General features: G+C 66.8%; 16 protein-coding genes. 7 read left to right on the forward strand and 9 right to left on the reverse strand.

The features are described from left to right. Nucleotides 1-79 precede the first annotated feature (79 nt). The 5 genes from FHT19_RS15095 to coaBC form a co-directional block, all read right to left on the reverse strand. The gene (locus FHT19_RS15095; RefSeq protein ID WP_169475750.1) at nucleotides 80-1,168 is read right to left on the reverse strand and encodes a helix-turn-helix transcriptional regulator; all 1,089 of its coding nucleotides are present in this window, start codon (nucleotides 1,166-1,168) and stop codon (nucleotides 80-82) included. A gap of 86 nt (nucleotides 1,169-1,254) precedes the next feature. Next, nucleotides 1,255-2,559, reverse strand: coding sequence for an ammonium transporter (locus FHT19_RS15100; protein WP_169475751.1), 1,305 nt, complete (start codon nucleotides 2,557-2,559; stop codon nucleotides 1,255-1,257). Between the two features lie 147 nt (nucleotides 2,560-2,706). Then, complete coding sequence (locus FHT19_RS15105; RefSeq protein WP_169475752.1) at nucleotides 2,707-3,840, reverse strand: pyridoxal phosphate-dependent aminotransferase; 1,134 nt, start codon at nucleotides 3,838-3,840, stop codon at nucleotides 2,707-2,709. A gap of 9 nt (nucleotides 3,841-3,849) precedes the next feature. Then, complete coding sequence (dut, locus tag FHT19_RS15110) at nucleotides 3,850-4,329, reverse strand: dUTP diphosphatase (protein ID WP_169475753.1); 480 nt, start codon at nucleotides 4,327-4,329, stop codon at nucleotides 3,850-3,852. Next, a complete protein-coding gene (gene coaBC, locus FHT19_RS15115) occupies nucleotides 4,326-5,582 on the reverse strand; it encodes a bifunctional phosphopantothenoylcysteine decarboxylase/phosphopantothenate--cysteine ligase CoaBC (RefSeq protein WP_169475754.1) in 1,257 nt (418 codons plus the stop codon). The genes dut and coaBC overlap by 4 nt, the downstream gene beginning before the upstream one ends. Nucleotides 5,583-5,733: 151 nt before the next feature. Between coaBC and FHT19_RS15120 the strand changes: the two genes are divergently transcribed. Both FHT19_RS15120 and FHT19_RS15125 read left to right on the forward strand, forming a co-directional pair. Further along, nucleotides 5,734-6,150 carry a hypothetical protein gene (locus FHT19_RS15120; protein ID WP_169475755.1) on the forward strand — a complete coding sequence of 139 codons (417 nt, stop codon included), beginning with the start codon at nucleotides 5,734-5,736 and terminating at the stop codon, nucleotides 6,148-6,150. Between the two features lie 6 nt (nucleotides 6,151-6,156). Then, nucleotides 6,157-6,561, forward strand: coding sequence for a hypothetical protein (locus FHT19_RS15125; RefSeq protein ID WP_248290487.1), 405 nt, complete (start codon nucleotides 6,157-6,159; stop codon nucleotides 6,559-6,561). 146 nt (nucleotides 6,562-6,707) lie between these two features. Here the strand turns inward: FHT19_RS15125 and FHT19_RS15130 are convergent, their stop codons facing one another. Genes FHT19_RS15130 through FHT19_RS15140 form a run of 3 tightly spaced genes read right to left on the reverse strand, consistent with a single transcriptional unit; the run spans nucleotide 6,708 to nucleotide 10,184 of the window. Beyond that, nucleotides 6,708-7,832, reverse strand: coding sequence for an acyltransferase (locus FHT19_RS15130; protein ID WP_248290488.1), 1,125 nt, complete (start codon nucleotides 7,830-7,832; stop codon nucleotides 6,708-6,710). Further along, nucleotides 7,829-9,433, reverse strand: a complete 1,605-nt coding sequence (gene ubiB / locus FHT19_RS15135; protein ID WP_168555614.1) for a 2-polyprenylphenol 6-hydroxylase — start codon at nucleotides 9,431-9,433, stop codon at nucleotides 7,829-7,831. The genes FHT19_RS15130 and ubiB overlap by 4 nt, the downstream gene beginning before the upstream one ends. A 13-nt stretch (nucleotides 9,434-9,446) precedes the next feature. Beyond that, on the reverse strand, nucleotides 9,447-10,184 hold the full coding sequence (locus tag FHT19_RS15140; protein WP_169475757.1) for a class I SAM-dependent methyltransferase: 738 nt from the start codon (nucleotides 10,182-10,184) through the stop codon (nucleotides 9,447-9,449). 60 nt (nucleotides 10,185-10,244) lie between these two features. Between FHT19_RS15140 and mutM the strand changes: the two genes are divergently transcribed. Next, complete coding sequence (gene mutM, locus FHT19_RS15145) at nucleotides 10,245-11,057, forward strand: bifunctional DNA-formamidopyrimidine glycosylase/DNA-(apurinic or apyrimidinic site) lyase (protein WP_168555612.1); 813 nt, start codon at nucleotides 10,245-10,247, stop codon at nucleotides 11,055-11,057. A 133-nt stretch (nucleotides 11,058-11,190) separates the two neighbouring features. Continuing rightward, nucleotides 11,191-12,975 carry a diguanylate cyclase gene (locus FHT19_RS15150; RefSeq protein WP_211184934.1) on the forward strand — a complete coding sequence of 595 codons (1,785 nt, stop codon included), beginning with the start codon at nucleotides 11,191-11,193 and terminating at the stop codon, nucleotides 12,973-12,975. Between the two features lie 210 nt (nucleotides 12,976-13,185). Here the strand turns inward: FHT19_RS15150 and FHT19_RS15155 are convergent, their stop codons facing one another. Beyond that, complete coding sequence (locus FHT19_RS15155) at nucleotides 13,186-15,159, reverse strand: ATP-binding protein (protein WP_248290489.1); 1,974 nt, start codon at nucleotides 15,157-15,159, stop codon at nucleotides 13,186-13,188. A gap of 558 nt (nucleotides 15,160-15,717) precedes the next feature. Here FHT19_RS15155 and FHT19_RS15160 point away from each other — a divergent pair. From FHT19_RS15160 to FHT19_RS15170, 3 genes are all read left to right on the forward strand, one after another. Then, nucleotides 15,718-17,091 carry an SWIM zinc finger family protein gene (locus FHT19_RS15160; RefSeq protein ID WP_169475758.1) on the forward strand — a complete coding sequence of 458 codons (1,374 nt, stop codon included), beginning with the start codon at nucleotides 15,718-15,720 and terminating at the stop codon, nucleotides 17,089-17,091. A gap of 262 nt (nucleotides 17,092-17,353) precedes the next feature. Further along, entirely contained in the window at nucleotides 17,354-18,487 is a 1,134-nt protein-coding gene (locus FHT19_RS15165; protein WP_248290490.1) for a DUF5691 domain-containing protein, read from the forward strand. Further along, nucleotides 18,484-19,563, forward strand: a complete 1,080-nt coding sequence (locus FHT19_RS15170) for an AAA family ATPase (protein WP_169475760.1) — start codon at nucleotides 18,484-18,486, stop codon at nucleotides 19,561-19,563. Before FHT19_RS15165 ends, FHT19_RS15170 begins: the two co-directional genes overlap by 4 nt. Nucleotide 19,564: the final 1 nt, after the last annotated feature.

Consider the following 19,564-nt stretch of genomic DNA (forward strand, 5'->3'; position numbering starts at 1 on the left):
AAAGTGGGGGCCGGGTTTTGTCAAAAAATCGCGCGAACACAAAAAACTAGGGCATGAGGGTGTTTCGACGAAACGCCGCCTAGGCCGCCGGATCGAGCGGGCCGGCCAGCGAGGCCAGCAGCACGGCCAGTTCGGTCTGCCGGGTCACCCCGGTCTTGGCAAAGACATGCTTGAGCTGGGTGCGCACGGTGGCTGGCGAGGCGGTGTGGCGGCTGGCGATTTCCGTCGGTGACAGGCCCTGGGCCACGGCGCGGGCCACGCGCGCTTCTGCCGGGGTCAGATCGAACAGCGCGCGGATCAGATCGGCGCCGGGCACGCTGGGGTTGCCGGCCCCCGCCAGGATCAACACCGCGCCGGCGCTGTCGAACGCATCACGGGCAAGGCCGTGCATGGGCACGAGGTGCAGGGCGTGGCGCGCCGCACCCTGGGCGTCGCGCAGCGGCAGCGAGCAGCCCGCGCGGCGTTCGCGCAACCGCGCCAGCGCCACCCGCAACTGCGCATCGCAGCCGGGATGCACCGCGTGCAGCACGCCTGCGCGCTGCGCCAGCAGGCTGTCCATCGCCGCGGCAAAGCGCGGGTTCATTGCCTCGATCCGGCCGGCCGGATCGATCACGCCGGCGGCTACGCTGACCAGGTCCAGCGCATTCACCGCCGCTTCTACCCGCTGCATGCGCAATTGCGCGCTCAAGGCCAAGGCGCGGGCAAGGTGCGGGCGCAAGGCATCGAGCCGGCGCGCCGCCTGGCGCGACGCCTCGTGGCCAGCAAACCCTTCCAGGGCCAGGATCAGGCCATCTTCTCCCGCACCCTGGATCACGGTGGCTGCGCCTGCATCCATGCCATGGGGAACGAGGAATTCGCTGTAGATCGGCAAGGACACGAGTTCGTCGGCGCTGTGCACGTCGCTGTCGGTGAGAAAGCCGGGGTGGTCGCCGCGCGCCAGCAACCGGCTCACCCGGGTGTTCTGCGCATTGTAACCCAGCCGATCGAATTCCACGGTGAGCGCCTGCACGCTTTCGGTGGAAGTCATCGCCAGGCCTTGCGGGCCAAAGCGGATCAGGTTGCTGCCGCGCGCGCCCGCCTGGTCCGCCAGGGTCTGCAATACCCCGGCCCAGCGCTCGGGCACGGCGGCCGCCTCATAGATGTCGCCTATCAGTCCCGCATCGAACATGCCCGCCTGCCCACCTGTTCCCCACGCCAATGCTATCGCACTTTGTCGCGGACGAACAAGCGGATGTGGCGCCGTGTTGACGCGATTCAGTCAAATTCCCACGCGCGCTCGCCGTGGGATGCAAGGTCGAGTCCTTCGCGCTCGTCATCCTCGTTCACCCGCATCGGCCAGATCCGGGCAAGGCCAAGCGCCAGCACCAGCGTGGCCAGCGCCGACCACAGCGCCACCACGCCCACGCCGAGCGCCTGGGCGAGGATCTGGCGCCCCATGTCCATGCCGGGGGCATAGCCGGCGCCGCCAAGGCTCGGGGCCAAAAACGGCGCCAGCAGCAGCGAGCCGATCATGCCACCCACGCCGTGGACGGCAAAGACATCAAGCGAATCGTCCACCTTGCAGCGGTGCTTGACCAGCAGGATCATGGGATAGCACACGCAGGCTGCGGCCAGGCCGAACAGCAGCGCTGCGCCCGGCGCGATCATTCCCGCCGCGGGCGTCACCGTGGCAAGGCCGCCCACCGCGCCGGTGGCAAAGCCCACGCTGGTGGGCTTGCCCACCGTCAGCCGCTCGATCAGCAGCCAGGCCATCGCTGCGGCGCAGGCGGCGATATGGGTGTTGAGAATGGCCGCCGTGGCCCCGGCATTGCCGGCCAGTGCCGACCCGCCGTTGAAGCCGAACCAGCCCACCCACAGCAGCGCAGCGCCAGCCATGGTCAGTGCGGGCGCGTGGGGCAGCATCAGCGTCTTGGGAAAACCCTGCCGCGCGCCCAGCAGGATCGCCACGACCAGCGCGGAAACCCCGGCGGTGGTGTGCACCACGATGCCGCCGGCAAAATCCAGCGTGCCGAGCCGCGTGGCAAGCCAGCCGCCGCCCCAGATCCAGTGCGCCGCGGGGGCATAGACCATAAGGCCCCAGGCCGCGCAGAATGCCAGGACCCACGAAAACCTTGCACGATCCACCCAGGCGCCGACCATCAGCGCGGGCGTGATTGCGGCAAAGCACATCTGGAACAGCGCAAATGTGTTTTCGGGAATGGCAAGGCCGGCACGCAGGGGTGCCAGATGGCCGAGCATGACCGGCCCGAGACCACCCACCAGGCCGCCACCCACCGGGCCGAACGCCAGGGCATAGCCGCAGACCAGCCACAGCAGCGAGGCGACAGCCGCGATCGCGCCCACCTGGACCAGCACCGAAAGGAAGTTCCTGGTGCGCACCAGGCCGCCGTAGAACAGGCCGAGGCCCGGCATGCACATCAGCAGCACGAGCGCCGAGGAAACCATGATCCACACCGTGTCGGCGCCGTTCGTCCCCGGCACCGGGCCGGCGGCGGCGTGGACGATGGTTGGTGCGGCCAAGCCGGCAAGCGCCAGCGGCCACGCGGCACGAGCGCGCATGACATTCTCTCCCGTTGTGCAGCGCCCACGCAAGAAGGCGGCGGCCACACCCTGATCCCTGGGGCAGGCCCCTAGGGCAGGCCAGGCGGGAAAGGCAAGCGCTAGTGGTGCATCACGCGCAACAAATGGTGTCTGGCAAGCACCAGATCAGAATGTTCGTTGTTCCAGATAGGCGCGCAAGGCAGCGATGCTTTCCGGCACGTCGCTGCGGCCAAAACCGATGCGGAACCGATCGGCGGGCACGGGGCCCAGATCGGAATGATAGATGCCCGAGGGCAGCAACAGCACCCCGGCCTTGTCGACCAGATCTTCGCAGAAGGCATCCACCGTGCCCGGCCCAAGCCAGCGCGGGTAGCCCACGCAGCCACCGTCCGATCGTGTCCATTCGAACAAGTGCGGATAATCGGCAAAGAACGCATCGAGCACGTCGAGATTGGCGCGCACGAGAGCATTGTTGCGCCCGATGATGCGATCGGCGGCGCGCAGCGCGATGATCCCCAGCGCCTCGCTGGGCGCGGAATTGCAGATCGACAGGTAGTGCTTCATCCGCTCCATGCGCGAAAGCACGCCCGCGTCCTGGCAAGCGATCCAGCCGATGCGCAGGCCGGGCAGGCCATAGGCCTTGGACAGCACATTGAGCGATAGGCCGCGCTCATAGATATCGGCCACTTGTGGCAGGTGCCGTGCCGGATCGGGGCCGAGCAGGCGATAGACCTCGTCGCTGAAGATCCAGATGCCATGGCGCCGGCACAAGTTCACCAATCCATCGAGCGTGGCGCGATCGGGGATGGAGCCGGTGGGATTGTGGGGAAAGTTGATCGAGACCAGCTTGGTATTGGGCTGGATCGCCGCCGCCACGCGATCGAGATCGAGCCGCCAGCCGTTTTCGGGATCGAGCGGCACGCCGGTGACCGCACAGAGCGAGAGCGGCACGGTTTCGGCCGCCTGGTAATTGGGCGTGATCACGATGGCGTGATCGTCCTTGCCCAGCAGCACGTGGTAGGCGACGTAGATGCCCTCTTCCGCGCCGGCAAAGCACAGCACGTTTTCGGGGGGCATCGCGTCATAGGTGCGGGCAATCTCGGCCCGCAAAGCCGGGGCGCCGAAAGTCTGGGTGTATCCCAGCCATTGCGCATCGAACGCGGCGGCATCGGCAGGATCGGCCATGGCGAGCAGTTCGCGCAAGGTCATGCTCTGCGCGTCGGACGCCGTCAGGTGATGCCGGGCGGCGAATTCCCACTTCGAGAAATACGCCTCCAGACGGAAGTCAGGCAGAGCCATCCTCGCCGCTCAGCTGCCCAGCGCGACGATGCCGCCGGTGGAGCCGAAGCCACCCTGGCCCCGCGTGGTATCGTCCAGTTCGTCAACCTCGAGCCAGGTGCCGTGCACCACCGGGGCCAGCACCAGCTGTGCCACGCGATCGCCGCGACGGATCGAAAAGCTCTCGCTGCCGTGGTTGATCAGGATGATCTTCAATTCGCCGCGATAGTCGCTGTCGATCGTACCAGGGGCATTGGGCACGGAAATGCCGTGCTTGAGCGCCAGGCCCGAACGCGGCCGCACCTGGATTTCGAAGCCCGGGGGAATGGCGAGCGCCAAACCGGTGGCCACGGCATGGCGCGCGCCCGGCGCCAGGTCGAGATCCTCGGCGGCCACCACGTCCATGCCGGCGGCGCCATCGGTGGCATAGGCGGGCAGGGGCAGCCCTTCGCCATGGGGCAAGCGCTTGAACAGGATCGGCACCGGGGCAGAATGGGAATGGGCGGTCATGCGGGGAATTCCGTTGGCGGGGTGGATGGGGCAGGTGCCGTGGGCGAAAGCGTTTGCGCGATGCGCGCGACAAGCGCCTCGGCCACGTGTTCCTTGGGCATTTCGGGCAGGCTGTCCACGCCGTCGGCGGCAACGATGTGGACAGCGTTGGTGGCCCCGCCCATGACATCGCCGGAAACGTCGTTGGCCACGATCCAATCCGCCCCCTTGCGCGCCCGCTTTGCCACGGCATGGGCGATGACGTCATCGGTTTCCGCAGCAAAGCCCACGACGAGTGCAGGGCGCCGCGGATCGCGGCACAGATTGGCCAGGATATCGGGATTTTCGACCAGGGCGAGCGGGGGCGGCGTGCCGCTGCCGTCCTTCTTCAGCTTGTGCGGGCCGGCATCGGCCGTGCGCCAGTCGGCCACGGCGGCGACCATCACCGCCACGTCGGCCGGCAGCGCCGCCTCTACGGCAGCGGCCATCTCGCGTGCGGTTTCCACGTTCACCCGAACAACACGCGGTGGCGTGGGCAGGGCGACGGGGCCGGCCACCAGCGTCACCCGCGCGCCGGCGCGGGCGGCAGCCTCGGCAATGGCAAAGCCCTGCCGGCCGCTTGACCGGTTGGCGATATAGCGCACCGGATCGATCGGTTCGTGCGTGGGGCCGGCCGTGACCAGCACATGGCGGCCCGCAAGCGGCAGGGCTGCAGCGGGCGGCAGGGGCTGCCTCGGCGCCAGCGCGGCCTCGATCGCCGTCCACACCGCCGCAGGTTCGGGCAGGCGGCCGGGGCCGAATTCGCCGCAGGCCATCGCGCCTTCATCGGGTTCCAGCACGGTGACGCCCGACGCGCGCAAGGTGGCGACGTTGCGCACGGTGGCGGCATGCTGCCACATGCGCACGTTCATCGCCGGCACGGCCATGACCGGCTTGTCGGTTGCGAGCAGCAAGGTGGTGGCCAGATCATCGGCGATGCCGGCGGCCATGCGCGCCATCAGGTCAGCCGTGGCCGGGCACACCACCACCAGGTCTGCCTGGCGGGACAGCTGGATATGGCCCATTTCCACTTCGTTCTTCAGATCCCACAGCGTTGTGTGCACGGGATTTTCGCTGAGCGCGGCGAGCGTCATCGCGGTTACGAAATGGGCGCCGCCCTCGGTCAGCACGCAGGTGACATCGCCGCCGCCCTTGCGGATCAGGCGGACGAGTTCGCAGGCCTTGTAGGCGGCGATGCCGCCGCCCACGATCAACAGGATGCGCTTTTGTAGCATGGGCGGCTTGTGCCGCCTTGGCCGATGCGGCGCAAGTTTTCCCGCCGTCGATGGTTCAAAACGGCGGAATTGCGTCGTTCAATTTCTTTGCAAGCTGTCCGAAAGTTTGTCAGACTTGCGACAAATAGAACAAGGTCGATGGAGAGACTCGATGCGTGTGGTGTTGGCCGCGCTCGTGTTGATGGCCGGGCTCGTGGATCTGATCATTGTCGGCTCGTTCCTCGTGACGCCGCATGACAGCGCCGAACTCGCGCGCGCGGCGCACGGGCTTTCGATCATCCGCGCGCATTGCACGTCGTTCTTCAGCGTCGCGGCGCTGGCGATGATTGCGGGCGTCTTGTGGCGCAATGGCGATCTGCTGCTGGTGCCGACCTTCATCTTCATCGGCGCGCTGGTGGAACGGCTGGTCAATTTCGTCGCTTTTGGCCCCTATCCCGAATGGTTGCTGCCCATGGCGCTGGACGTGGCGCACATCGCCTTGCTGTTGGCCGCGCGCCGCGCCTTTCGCCAGGCGAACGAGGATGAAGCAGCCGCGCCCGCCACGCCCCACCGCGCGAACCTGGCCTGATCCGCGGTGCCGATCCGCCTGATCCTTACAGCCCTGGTTTTCCTGCTTGGCCTGTTCGACCTGATGATGGCCGCCGCGTTCCTGTTCACGCCCCCGGCCGGTGCCGCGATGCTGGGCGTGGGGGCGCCGGGCGCGGCGGGCTGGGCCACCATTCGTGCCGATTTCACCGCGTTCTTTGGCGTTGCCGCGCTGTGCATGATGATTGGCGCCTGGCGCCGCAACGGCGATCTGCTTCTGGTGCCGGGCCTTTTGTTCGGCGTGGCGCTGGCCGGCCGCGCACTGGACCTGGCGCTGGCCGGTGCCTATCCCGGCTGGGCGCAACCCATGGCAGTCGAAGCGCTGCACGTGATCGTGCTGGCGGCTGCCTGGCGCATCCTGCCGCACCACCGCGTGGGGGACTTGGCGGGGTAGGCTGCTGGCAAACCGCAGCGCCCACGCCCTTCGACAAGCTCAGGGCGAACGGGGGTGGGATAATCGGAGGAGGAAGGGCGCATTCAGCCCTATTCCCCCGTTCGGGCTGAGCCTTTCTAAGCCCCCCGCAGGCAAGTGCTGAGCCGCTAGGCCTGCGCGCCCCTGCCACCCCAGCGGCCGGCAAAGCGCAGGATCGCGCGCTGGGCAGGGCGTTCGATCCAGCGGTGGGAGGCAAAGCCGGCGGCGACCGCGGCGGCCAGGAAGAAGATGAGGAACGCCGGCTCGCGCGCAATGGCCCGGCTGCCCAGCGTGGCGTCGATCAGCAGGACCAGCGCCACCTGCATCGGAAAATGCCAGAGATAGATGCCGTAGGAGGCTTCTCCCCACTGCCGCCCGAACGCGAGGGCATCGGTCTTGTCGGCCACGTCCACTGTCAGGGTGGCGAAGAGCACGGCAAACGTGCCGGCCAGGATCGTGGCGTCTTCGGCGTGATAGCGCGTGGCTGCGACCCAGCCTGCCACCGCGCAAGCCAGTGCGCCGCCGGCCAGCACGGGCAGCGGCAGCCAGCCTTTCAAAGCGGCGGCGTAGATCGCCACGCCCAGGAAGAAATAGCCGATGCAGGTCAGCACCGGCTCGTTCGGCCAGCCCAGGAAGAACAGGCGCAGCACGCCGACCGCCACCGGCAGCGACACCAGCAGTGGCGCGCGGCGCATGGCCGGCAGCAAGACCCAGAACGCCGCATAGGCCAGGATTTCGGTGGAGAGCGACCAGCTTGGCCCGTTGAATGACTGGTTGTGCTGCCAGCCCCAATAGTGCGCCAAGGGAATCGACAGGAGGAAATGCTTCCAGTCCTGCTCGTGATAGATGAACGCGGTGCCGTTGATGCGGGTATAGGCCGCCTGCAGGCCCGCCACGATCACCAGCGTCAGCAGGTGCAGCGGCCAGAGCCGTGCCACCCGGGCCAGCCAGAACCGGCGCATCGCCGTGCTGTCGGCAAAATAGACATGGGCAAAGACAAAGCCCGAGACGGCCCAGAAATATTGCACCGCCATGTGCCCATAGTCGAACAGCCAGCGCAGCGGCCGATAGAGCGGGATCACCGCTGCGCGATCGACCTGGAAGCCATAGCCCACTGGCGGCACGAAGAAGTGCTGGTAATGCCAGAACAGCACGAAGAACGCGGCGATGACCCGCGACAGGTCAAGCGCGTTGAAATGGCGCTTGGCCAGCCGCAGGCCGGGTAAAGGAGCGGGACGGGCGGGCGCGTTCACGGATGGCGATGCCATTCGGGTTCGGGCGGGGGCCCGTCATGATGGCCCCAGGCCTGGAGCCCCAGCACCGCAGCGCCGCCCAGCACGGCCGCGAGCAGCAGCCCGGTCCAGCTTGTGCCACGCGGATCGTCGTCACGCCGCTTGCGCTCCCACATCAGGTCGACATGCGGCAGCGGCGGAGCTTCAGGTGCGCCGCCCTTGGGCGGAAAGCGTTCCTCGATCCGGCGGATCAGCGCGGGCACGCGCAGCAGCGTGGCGGTGTCTTCTTGCAGCCGCTCGGCAATCGCGGCTTCGGGGCCCAGCTCGTCGCGGATCCAGTTGCGCACGAAGGGCGCGGCGGTTTCCCACATGTTGATATCGGGATCGAGCTGTTGGGCGATCCCTTCGACCATCACCATGGTCTTTTGCAGCAGCAGCAGGTGCGGCTGGGTCTGCATGTCGAAATCGCGGGTGATGGCAAACAGCCCGTCGAGCATCTGCCCGACCGACAGGTCTTTCACCGGGCGGCCGCGCATCGGCTCGCCCACTGCGCGCAGGGCCGTGGCGAATTCATCCACCGAGTGATAGCTCGGCACGTATTGCGCCTCGAAATGGATCTCGGCCACGCGCTTGTAGTCGCCCGTGGTCAGGCCATAGAGGATTTCGGCCAGCCATTGCCGCGCCTGGCGGTCGATCCTGCCCATGATGCCGAAATCGATCGCGGTGATCGTGCCATCGGCTTCCACGAACAAGTTGCCCTGGTGCATGTCGGCATGGAAATAGCCGCCGCTGATCGCCTGGGTCAGGAAGGCCAGCACCAGCCGGCTGGCCATTTCCTTGCGATCGTGGCCTGCCGCGTCGATCGCGTCCAGGTTGCTGATCTTGACGCCATCGACCCAGTCGAGCGTCATCACCCGGCCGTTGGTGCGGTCCCAATCGATACCGGGCACGCGATAGCGCGGAAAGGCGTGCATGGCATCGGCCAGTTCCGAAGCGCTCGCCGCCTCGCGGCGCAAGTCCACCTCGCGCGCGGTCCAGCGCTTGAAATTGGCGATGACCAGGCGCGGGCGCAGGCGCCCGGCTTCCCCGCCCAGCGCTTCCAGGTGCGCGGCGGCCCATTCATAGGTCTCGATATCGCGCGCCAGCTTTTCCCGCACGCCGGGGCGCAGCACTTTGACCGCCACCTTGCGCCCGTCGGCCGTCCAGGCCTGGTGCACTTGCGCGATGGAGGCGGCGCCCACCGGCTCTTCATCGAAGCGGGCGAACAGGCTTTCGAGCGGCCGTTCGAAGCTGGTTTCGATTTCGCGGCGGATCAGCGCGAAATCGACCGGGGGCAGCTTGTCCTGAAGGGCCAGCAGATTGCGCGCCGCTTCCTCGCCCACCAGATCGGGCCGGGTGGCAAGGGTTTGCCCCAGCTTGATCGCAGCCGGGCCGATCGCGCGAAACGCGCCGGCATAATCGGGCACGGCGGGCTGGCGCGTGCCGAAGCGGGCGATGCGGCACAGCCGGCGCACGGGGGCCGGGGTCTGCGGGCTCTCTTCCAGCAGGCGCAGCGCGCCATGGCGCGCCAGAATGCGGCCCCAGCCCAGCAGGCGGCGAATATGGGTGGCAGGACGGGTCAACGAATGTGTACTCTCAGACCTTCCAGCCGGAATGGATCGCCACCAGGCCACCCAGGATCGGCTCCACCTTGGTGTGGCGGAAACCGGCGGCTTTGATCATGCCTTCGAATTCGTCCATCTTGGGAAAGCGGCGGATCGATTCGATCAGGTAGCGATAGGATTCGGCGTCACCGGCAATCGCCTGGCCGATCTTGGGCACCAGCTTGTGCGAATAGGCATCATAGACTTCGGCAAAGCCGGGCCATTGCGTGGTCGAGAATTCCAGGCAGAAGAACCGCCCGCCGAACTTGAGCACGCGGTGCGCCTCGGCCAGGGCCGCGTCGATCCGGGTCACGTTGCGGATGCCAAAGGCGATGGTGTAGGCATCAAAGAAGCGATCGCCGAAAGAAAGCTCCTCGGCATTCTGGCGCGACCAGACCAGGCCATCGATGCCGCGCTCCATCGCGCGCTCGATGCCCACGTCGAGCATGTCCTGGTTGATGTCGCTCACTGTGATCGACGCGCCTTCGCGCGCCATGCGGAACGCGATGTCGCCGGTGCCGCCGGCCATGTCGAGAATCTGCTCGCCTTCGCGCGGCTTGACGCGGGCGACGAAGCGATCCTTCCACAGGCGGTGCATGCCCACCGACATCGCGTCGTTCATCACGTCGTACTTTTTGGCGACGCTGGAAAACACCGCGCCGACGCGGGCAGTCTTTTCCTCAGGGGTGACGTCCTCGTAACCGAAGGACACGCTTTCCGGGCTGGTCATGGTTCAGGGCCTTTAAAGAGGAATTGCCGCAGGCGCAAAGCATGATAGCAGAGCGGCACGATGCCCGAACTACCAGAGGTTGAAACCACCGTTCGCGGCCTGGCGAGCATACTCGAGGGCCAGACGATCACCCGCGTGGCCATGCGCCGCGCCGACTTGCGCCGCCCGTTCCCGCCAGACCTGGGCCAGGCGCTGACCGGTGCACGCGTGACGGGCCTGTCGCGCCGCGCCAAGTATGGCCTGATCCACACGGACCGTGCCCGCACCATGGTGTTTCACCTGGGCATGTCGGGCCGCTGGCGAATCGATCCCGAAGAGATCGCCAAGCACGATCACCTCGTGCTGGAAACCGGCAACGGGCATGTGCTGGCGCTCAACGATGCGCGCCGCTTCGGTTCGGTCGATCTGGTTGACGACGATGCGCTCGATGCCTGGCCGCCGTTCGCCGCGCTCGGGCCCGAACCGCTGGGGCCGGGGCTCACGGCGCAGCACTTGGCGCGCGCCTTTGCCGGCCGCATCGCCGCGATCAAGCTCATGCTGCTCGACCAGCGGATCGTGGCGGGCCTTGGCAACATCTATGTGTGCGAAGCGCTGCACCGCGCGCGCATCCATCCCGAGCGGGAAGCCGGCACCGTTTCGCTGGCCGCGCTCAAGCGGCTGGTGCCCGAGATTCGCGCCGTGCTGGAAGAATCGATTGCCGCGGGCGGTTCCACCTTGCGCGACTATGCCCGGCCCGATGGCGAGCTGGGGTACTTCGCCAAGGACTGGCGCGTCTATGGCCGCGAGGGCGATCCTTGCGCCTGCGGCCGGCCGGTGGCGCGCGTGGTGCAGGGCGGGCGCTCCACGTTTTTCTGCCCGGTATGTCAAAAGTGAACCCGCACAGAGCGATTTCTCTTTAGCGCCTAATCTGTTAAGCAGGCGATCGGGGTCGCACGGGTAGGTTCTATTGGTCGGGTCGCTTTCTCATCGCATTTCGCTGCTTTGCGCCGCGCTGGCCGGGTTGATCATGATTCTGGCTGGCGCGCTGCTGGCCGTGACGCTGCAGATGCATGACAACCTGCGGTGGGTCGATCATTCGTCGCGCGTGCTGCGCACGGCCAACCATGCCCTGGCCAGCCTGCGCGCCGCCGAATCCGGCCAACGCGGCTATACGCTCACCCACAATCCCGAATTCGCCAGTGCCGTGCTGCCAGCGATCGACACGGCGCGCCGCGATGCGGCCGACCTGGTGGCGCTGACCACCGACAATTTCGAGCAGCACGAGCGGGCGCGCCAGTTGCAGGTGCTGGTCAACGCACGCGCCGATACGCTGGCAACGGTCTATCGCCTGGCTCGCAGCGGCGCGTTCGATCGAGCTTTGGATTCTACGGCCAGCGGCCGCGGGCTGGCCATGATGCAACTGGTCGAAGCCAAGGTGAACGACCTGCTGCTCGACGAGCGAGCGCTTGCTGCCGATCGTATGGCCGAGGTGGAAAGCCTGCTGCGCACGATTCGCTGGCTGGTCGTGCTGGGCACGCCGCTTACCCTCATGATGCTGGCGCTGGTTGCGCGCTCGCTGATCCTGCGCATCCGGCGGCCCGTGGGGGAAATGCTGGCGGTGATGGGCGAACTCGGCGCGGGCCACCGCGAGGCGCGCGTTACCGGGGAAATGGGATCGAGCGAGTTCACGCGCCTGGCCGGCGGCTACAACGCCATGGCCGACGAACTGCAACGCGCGGTGGCCAGCCAGGCCGAGGCTGGCGAAAATCTCAAGGCCGCCAACGCAGCGCTGAGCCACAACGCTGAAACCCTGCGCGAACGGGGCGAAGTGATCGAGATTCTGGGCGGCATGGCGCACCGCATGCAGGCCGCCCGCACCGACGACGAACTCGCCGCGATCATCCGTGTCTTCGTGCCGCGTGTGCTGCCGCATATTCCCGGCGTGCTGTTCGTGCACAACAATTCGCGCAACCTACTGATTCCCACGGCCACCTGGGGCGGGGTGGAGGCCGGGCAGGCATTCGGGCAAGCCGGCTTTGCGCCAGAGGAATGCTGGGCCCTGCGCCGCGGGCAAAGCCATTACGTGGACGAGCCTGGCTCGGACATCGTTTGCCCCCACGTGGGCCAGCAATCCGATCACTACCATTGCGAGCCTCTGCTCGCCGGTGGTGAAGTGATCGGCGTGCTCTATCTCATGGGCACGATCGGCACCGAAAGCCGGTTTCGCCTGGCCGTGCTGAGCGAAAACATCGCCTCGGCATTGGTCAACCACCGCCTGCAGCGCGGCCTGCGCGAACAGACCATCCGCGATCCGCTGACCGGCCTGTTCAACCGTCGCTATCTGGAAGAGACGCTGGCCCTGGAAATGGCCCGCGCCTCGCGTTCGAGCGCGCCATTGACCGTGGTGATGTGCGATATCGACCACTTCAAGCGCTTCAACGACGAATTCGGCCATGATGCCGGCGACCAGGTGCTGCAAACCGTGGCCGGCGAATTGCGCCGCCGGTTCCGCGATGGCGACGTGGTCTGCCGCTTTGGCGGAGAGGAGTTCGTGGTGATCGCGCCGGCCACCGAAGTTTCGGTCCTGCGCGCCCGCGTGGAAGAAGTGCGCGTGGCGGTCAGCCTGTTGACCGTGCGCCAGGGCGAGCGGGCGCTGGGCTCGGTGACGATGTCGTTCGGTCTGGCCAGTTGGGCCCCAGGCATGGACCGCGAAGGCACCGCCCTACTCAAGGCCGCCGACGCCGCGCTCTACGCCGCCAAGCGCGAAGGCCGCAACCGCGTGATGATCGACCCGCAAGCGCTGGCGGCGTGAGGGTAGCGGCGCGAGTTTCGGTTTTCAGGAGCGGAATGCAATAGCTCGATGGCGCCGAGTGGCGGGTCAATCTTGCTTCCGAGCGTGGCGCCGGAGTGGTGACCCGGATCGCTCCAAAACCGGTTCGGCTCACGCTCTCGGTGTTGATGGGATGCTGCATCGAGCAGGCGCACCGTTCGGCCGAGGTGCAATCCCCGGCCGGACGCGGCGTCAAAAACCCATGCGCACGCTGCCGCCTCCCTTGGCTGCGCTTTCGTCGCGCAGACGGGCGAGGATGTCGGCGGCATCGTGCGCGGGGGCGTGGCGAAGCTGGCGCGCCACCACGGCAAAATCCCCCGGCGTCAGGTTGCTAAGGGCGGCGATGCCTTCTGGCGGCTCCATGCCGAAGCGCTGGCGAAAGGCCCGTATCAGCCGTTCGGGACCCAGCGGCTTCAACTTCAGTTTGAAAACAAAGCGCCGAAGTGTTGCCGGGTCCAGATTGTCGGGGTGGTTCGTGGCGGCCACGACCGGCAGCGGATGCCGGTCGAGCCAGGTCAGCAATTCATTGACCTGGCCAACCTCCCAACTAGTGCGCGCGTGCCGGCGATCGAACAAGAGGGAGTCCGCCTCGTCGAACAACAGGACGCCATCGCGGCGACGCGCTTCCTCAAAGGCATCGGCAATGGCGCGTTCGGTGCCGCCGACCCATTTGGACAGCAGGTCCGAAGCGCGTTTGACCAGGAGGGGACGATCCAGCGCACGGGCGAAGTGATGCGCCAGCGCGGTCTTGCCCGTGCCGGGCGGCCCGGAGAGCAGCAACGAGACATCGCTGGCCCCGCCCGCTGAGACTGCCTCCAGCAAGCTGGCCAGCGGACGATCGGTCTCGAACAGGTCAAGGTCGAGCGCGTCCTCGTGCCCCACTGGCAGAGGTTCATCACGCAGTGCGCGCACCAGCGATCCAGCCGCCTTGGCACCACCATCCAGTTCTCCTGCCAAACGCGCCACCCGCGCCGACACCCGCAACACGCTGGCCGCCTCGGGCGCGGCATCGATCAGCGCCGTGATGGCGTCGCCACGGACAACGCCTTCCTCGTGCGCGATCCGGTCCGCCATGCGCAAGGCCGCGCTGCGGGGCGGGTGCGCCATGCGCAGCACAAAGCTCATGCGGCGCAGGATGGCATCGTCCACATTGCCCAGCGCATTGGTGGTCCAGATCACCGGCAGCGGGTTGGTTTCCAACATGCGGTTGATGAAAACCTTGCTGCCCTCGCGTCGGTTCATCCAGTCACCCTCGCTGCGCTGGGTGTCGCCGATCAGGTCCTCCATCTCGTCGAACAGCAGGATCGCCGGGCGGGGTTGGCCAGACAGGGCACGCTGCGCCAGTTGCAGGGCGCGGACGCGTTCCCAGCGGGTCGGCTCATCCCCGTCGTCGTCAGCTTCGCCAATCGCGTGCAGCGGGGCGCCTACGGCAGCGGCAAGGGCCAGCGCCATTTCGGTCTTTCCGGTGCCCGGCGGGCCGTGGATCAGGATGTTGATGCCTGCCGCACGATGTGTCAGCGCCCCTGCCAGCAGGCGGCGCAGCATGTCGGCGTCACCCACGTGGCTGAAATCCTCCAACGTCAGTCGCGCGTCTTGGCGCGCGCCCACCAGCAAAGAAAGCAGATCGCCATCGGCCGCCGGCGCACGGTTGAGCAAACGCTCCAGCGGCCAGCGCAGGTCCACCTGCAAATGCCCTTGATGTCCCAGCTCAAAGCCGATCAAGCCAAGACGCAGGACCGGGCTTTGGCGCACGGCTCCTTCGGCCATGGCGCTGTCTGCGCCGGCCAGTTCACCCAGCAATGCTGGCAGATCATGCCCACACCGCGCGGCGATACGCACCAGTTCGCGAAACCGGGGCAGCCGCTCTGCCGCGATCATCACGGCCATCAGTTGTGCATCGAAGGGCGAAAAACCGAGCAGCCGGGCCAACCTTGCGCCCAGCACCAGGACATGGGCTGGCACGCCCTGCTGCTGGGATGCAGCCAGCTTGGGGCAGATTTCAGCCCACGCGGGATCTTCCTGTGCCGTTTCATCCAGCAACCACGGCAGGTTTGGCCCTGCCCATTCACCCAAAGCGAGCGCCAGTGCACCCTTGGCCGGAATATCCTGGCCAATCCGCAGCGCCAGGCTGCGGACGATCGAAAACTCGTCCATAAAGCGTCTCACGTGCGGCCTGGCCACGCGACTAGGCGCGGTCGATCAGGTCCAATTTCAAGAAGGCTTGAAAGGGCGCGACAGGCGGTTCCACCACCCTATCGCAGCGCCACGCGACGCTTACGAGAAGGGCTGGAACAGCACGGGCGCAGCGCCCACAAGGCTATAGTGTTCCAACACGGTCTTTCTCCGAGAAGACGGGCAATAAGCGCCGTCTGCCAGTGGATCATAAAACATGCGGCACCCCGGCGACAAGCATTTGTTCAAAAGCCGGCCAGGGATTTATGCAATTCGCAATTTATGCTCACGCTTGTAAGCGTGGTTATATTTAAAAAATATGCAAGCGGCGGGCTGGGCAATGAAATTCGCTGCCTGAGCGTGAGCATACGACATTTTGCCGCTGATCCACACCTGTCAAAACTTTGTCATCTGCAATGACGGCCATTTGCAAGCTGGGCCCCCGGGGCGCTTCGGGTCCGGCCATTCTTAAACTGCGGCCCGACATCGAAACACAATTGTTATTTAACAACCGCAATCTACCATGGCTTTCACGGCGAAGTTGGAGGGCGTGTGGGGGGCGATCTGAAGGCGGTTGAACAACTTGCAAGCGATCAGGCATCGCTCAAGGCCGCCGCCGGGCTGACCAAACCCACAAAATGGTCCGGCCTTGGCGCCAGCCATGATGCCACGCTGATCTGGGGCGAATGCGCCGGGTCGGGCGCGAATCCCTATCGGGTCATGGCCGATCTGCGCGATATGGGCAGCAAGTGTACCTGCCCTTCGCGCAAGTTCCCTTGCAAACATGCGCTGGCGCTGCTGTGGATCAATGTCGAGGCGATAGCGCCCTTTCCCGCCGCCGAAACGCCGGACTGGGTCAGCGACTGGCTGGGCAGGCGGCGGACAGGGGTGGTGGCGAGGCCCGTGGTCAAGGCGGAAAGCGGCGAGGAAAAGAGCCTTGCGGCAGCGCTGAGCGAAGCGCCCGAACCGGCCACGGACGAGAAGGCAGCAGCGCGGCGCGCGGCAGCCAGCGCCAAACGCGCCGAAGATACCGAGCGTGCGATCCTCGATGCGCTCGACGCGCTTGAACAATGGATTGGTGACCAGTTGCGGCTTGGCCTCGGCGGCTTTGTCGGCGATGTCACGGCGCGCTGTCGCCGGATCGCGGCCCGGCTGGTCGATGGCAAGGCGGCGGCGCTGGCTGGCCACATCGACGAACTGCCCGCGCGGCTGCTTGAACAACCCGCTGCTGATCGCATCCGCGCCGCCACCGTGGAACTGGGGCGCCTGGTGCTGCTGGCGCGTGCCTATCGTGCCGATCCGCGCGCGCCCGAACTGCGCCGCGCGGTGGCAACAACGGAAAACCGCGAGGCCCTGCTCGCTGATCCCCGGACGATCCGTGTGGCGGGCGTTTGGGAAGTGCTGGGCGAGCAGGTGCGGACACGGCGGGACGGGCTGGTTTCGCAGACGACATGGCTGCTCAACCTTGGCCCGGATCAGCCGCGCTTTGCCATGCTGCTCGATTTCTTCCCGGCCAGCGCAGGACGGCGGGGATCAGTCTTTGTACCCGGGGAACAATTCGTGGGTGAAATGGCCTTCTATCCAGCGCGCGCGCCATTGCGGGCGGTGCTGCTGGGGCGTGAGGCGGCGGGCGAGGCGCTGCGGGCATGGCCGGAGCACGACGAGCCGCTGGAGCAGGCGTTGACCACACCATGGCTCGACGAACCTTGGGCTGTGGCCTGGCCCGTGCTGCTGCCCGCCGGTAGGATCGGCTTTGACCGCTCTGGCGCGACATGGTGGCGGGGCAGCCACGGGGCACTGCCGCTGGGCGGCGAGGTGACGGGGTTGGCGACAGGCACCGAATTGACGCGCAGCGTCGGGTTGTGGTCGGGCAACCGGCTCGACCTGCTGGCCGCGCGCACGCCTTGGGGGCGGATCGGTGGCTGAAGCGCTGTTGGATGGACTGGCCCCGGTCATCACCCGTTGGACGATGGGCGGCAGCGCTGCACATGCAGCGCCCGCTGGCTGGCGCGGCGGGCTGGGCCAAGATGCGGGCGAGGCGGAACTGCGCCTGCTGGCGCTGACCGGCCAATTGCTGGGCACGATGGCCGTGGCCGAACCGGCGGGAGATCTGCAGGTGCTGGACGACCTTCCGCGCCTTGCCAAGCCGCCGCTGCCCGAAGCATTGCGTCCGCGCTGCCGGCGCATCTTGGCCGCGCTGCGCGATGCGGATCACCGCCGCGGCCTGCTGGCCCTGCTCGACCGGCGCGGTTGGACCATGCATCCTGCCGACTGGTTGCCGGGCGCCAATGAGCACGATCTTCCCGCCACGTATGCGGCGTGGCAGGATTGGGTGGCGCAGGCTGCCGCTTGCGCCGATACGGACGAAATCTCTCCGGAAAACTGGGATCGTTTCGGTCCGGCCGCAAGGCGGGTTGCCTTTGCCGAATTGCGGCGGCGCGATCCGGCGCGCGCATCGGCGTTGCTCGCCGCCAAGATTGCCAGCGAGACGCCAGACCGGCGGCTGCTCTTTCTCGACCTGCTGACCGGGCTGTCGGCCACCGACGTCCCGCTGCTCGAAACCTTGGCCGGCGATCGCGCGCCGCGCGTCAAGGCGCGGGCGATGGCATTGCTGGCCCGGCTGGGAAAGGGCGGTGCGGTGGACGAGGATGCCCGCGAGATCGCCGGGTTCTTCTCCACGAAAACCACCGGATGGCTGCGTAAATCGCTGCGGATCGTCCCGCAGGAATTGAAGACCTCCGCGCAGCGTAACCGCCGCGGCGCGCTGATGGAGGCGCTGACGCTGACGGCCATGGCGCAAGCCCTCGCGTTGAGCCCGGAAGAACTGATCGCAGCCTGGCCTTGGGGCGAGGACACCCATGCCGACCATGCCCTTGCGGCAATGGCGGAGCGCAGCGCTGCCGATGAGGTGGTCGTCCTTGTTGCCGAAGCGCTGGCGTCGCAGCCAGGCAGCGACATCCTGGCGTTTATTCCGCTGCTGCCCCGCATGTCCGCAACCTGGCGACAGCAAGTGGCGCTGCGCATGCTGGAAGCAAAAGAGGGCAATTTCCTTCGCGCGCTGCCTTTGGCCGGAGGCGATGGTGAGATCGCCGGCACGATCCGCACCGCTGCGGGCAAGGCGCTGCTAGCATCGCTGGTCAAGGAGGATGCCAAGCCTGCCGACCATGCGCCTGAATTGGCCGCGCTCGGCTTGCTGTCCGCCCGCGCCGCAGCGTCGGAGGCGCTGGGCCGGCTGACGGATGCGGGGCTGATCGCATCGGACCCAAGGCTTGATTTGTTGCGGCTCAACGCCGCGCTCAACGACGAAGGAAGCAATCCATGAGCGAGATGCTGCGGATGCCCGCCGAACAGGCCCACGCCGCCGAACTGGCCGCGCTGGCAGCAGGCGATGTTGGCCGCCGCCCGGCCGGCTGGGCGCTCTCGCCCCAGGCGGTCGTCACTTATCTGATGGGCGGCAAGGCGGCGGATGGCGCCGTCATTTCCCCCAAATATGTCGGCGACAAGCGCTTGATCGAAACCGCTGTCGCCACTCTTGCCACCGATCGCGCGCTGTTGCTGCTCGGCGTGCCCGGCACCGCCAAGTCATGGGTTTCCGAACATCTTGCTGCGGCGATCACCGGCGATTCGACGATGGTGATCCAGTGCACCTCGGGCACCGATGAAAACCAGGTTCGCTATGGCTGGAACTATGCACAGTTGCTCGCCCACGGTCCCAGCCGCGAGGCGCTGGTGCCCACCCCGCTACTGCGCGCGATGGAGCGCGGCAAGCTCTGCCGGTTCGAGGAACTGACCCGCATGGGCAGTGATGTGCAGGACACGCTCATCACCGTGCTTTCGGAAAAGATGATGCCGATCCCCGAGCTGAACGACACCGTCTATGCTGCGCGCGGCTTCAACGTCATTGCCACTGCCAACAACCGCGACAAGGGGGTGAACGAGCTGTCCTCGGCGCTTAAACGGCGGTTCAATGTCGTCGTCCTGCCCTTGCCCGATAACGCGCAGCAAGAAGTGGCGATCATCGTCAAGCGCGTGGGCGAAATGGCGCAGAGCCTCGATCTGCCCGAGCCGAAAAATGTGGCCGAGGAAGTGGCCCGGGTGGTGGCGATCTTCCGCGAACTGCGCGCAGGCTCGACCGAAGACGGCAAAGTCGCGCTCAAAGTGCCATCAGGCGGGCTTTCCACGGCTGAAGCTATCGGCGTGATGGTGGGCGGCATCAGTCAGGCAACCTTCTTCAACGATGGCAGGCTGACGCCGGAAACACTGGCCAGCAACATGATCGGCGCGGTGGTGAAAGACCCGGTGCAGGACCGCGCGGTGCTGGGCGAATATCTCGAAACCGTGCTCAAGAAGCGGCGCGGCTTTGAAGGCTATTATGCCTCGCTGACCGAGATGCTGTGAG

The sequence above is a fragment of the Novosphingobium sp. SG919 genome (assembly GCF_012932495.1).
Lineage (GTDB): Bacteria > Pseudomonadota > Alphaproteobacteria > Sphingomonadales > Sphingomonadaceae > Novosphingobium > Novosphingobium rhizosphaerae.